Origin of the sequence: Sphingomonas zeae (genome assembly GCF_014197135.1) — a bacterium.
Classification (GTDB): Bacteria; Pseudomonadota; Alphaproteobacteria; order Sphingomonadales; family Sphingomonadaceae; genus Sphingomonas; species Sphingomonas zeae.
Map to the genome: position 1 here is coordinate 1 of NZ_JACIFA010000042.1, position 1,272 is coordinate 1,272.

1 protein-coding gene is annotated in these 1,272 nt (G+C 64.5%); it reads left to right on the forward strand.

Translation table 11 applies throughout. The features are described 5' to 3' along the window. Positions 1-64 precede the first annotated feature (64 nt). Positions 65-1,236, forward strand: a protein-coding gene (locus GGR45_RS19500; protein ID WP_126014683.1) for an IS3 family transposase whose coding sequence is annotated in 2 segments (ribosomal slippage) — positions 65-329 and positions 329-1,236 — 1,173 coding nt in all. Because the reading frame shifts where the segments join, the coding sequence is not laid out codon by codon here. The last annotated feature ends 36 nt before the right edge of the window (positions 1,237-1,272 follow it).

Here is a 1,272-nt window from a genome sequence, read left to right on the forward strand (position 1 = left end):
CTGAGCTGCCCCCTTCTGAGTGGTCCATCGACTATGACAGTCTGGATCGAGGAAGGGACGACGAATGCCAGCGAAGAAGCACAAGCCCGAGGAGATCATCGGCAAGCTGCGTGAGGTTGAGATCATGCTGGGCCAGGGCGGCACGACGGCCGAGGCATGCCGGCGCATCGCAGTCAGCGAGCAGACCTATTACCGATGGCGCAAGGAATATGGTGGTCTGAAGACGGATCAGGCGCGGCGGATGAAGGATTTGGAGAAGGAGAACCTCCGGCTGCGTCGCGCGATCTCGGACCTGACATTGGACAAGCTGATCCTGCAGGAGGCGGCGCGGGGAAACTTCTGAGCCCCGCACGGCGCCGGCGGTGCATCGACCAGGTGCGTGAGGTGCTGGATGTGTCCGAGCGACGGGTGTGCCGCGTCCTCGGGCAGCATCGGTCGACGCAGCGCAAAGTGCCGTGTGGGGCAGATGACGAGGAGGCGCTGACCGACGACATCGTCGCGCTGGCCAGGCAGTACGGGCGCTACGGCTATCGCCGGGTAACCGCACTGCTGCATGCGGCCGGCTGGTCGGTGAACCACAAACGGGTGGAACGGATCTGGCGACGCGAGGGGCTGAAGGTGCCTCAGCGACAGCCGAAACGTGGTCGGCTGTGGTTGAACGATGGCTCGTGTATTCGGCTGCGGCCGGAATATCCCGGGCACATCTGGGCGTACGACTTTGTCGAGGCACGGACGCACGACGGGCGCAAGTTCCGCATCCTCACGATCATCGACGAGGCCAGCCGCGAGTGCCTGGCGCTGGTGGTCGCCCGTCAGCTTCGCCACGAAGATGTGCTGGCGGCTCTGGCCGAGCTGTTCATTGACCGGGGCCCGCCTGCCCATATCAGATCGGACAACGGCAGCGAGTTCATCGCCACCGCAGTCCAGAAATGGCTTGGGCAGATCGGCGTGAACACGCTCTACATCACGCCAGGCTCGCCATGGGAGAACGGCTACAACGAGAGCTTCAATGGCTCGCTGCGTGACGAGCTGCTTAACGGAGAGATCTTCTACAGCCTCGCCGAGGCCAGAGTGCTGATCGAGGCGTGGCGGCGCCACTACAACACCATCCGGCCACATAGCAGCCTGGGCTATCGCCCACCCGCACCAGAAGCGGCGACGCCGCCATTGCCGGCCTCCGGTTCCGCTTCGCTCCACCTGCGCCCGGCAATGGCGGCGGAGACGACAATGCACTAACTATCTACCCGGACCACCCGGTGGGGGCTGCTCAGC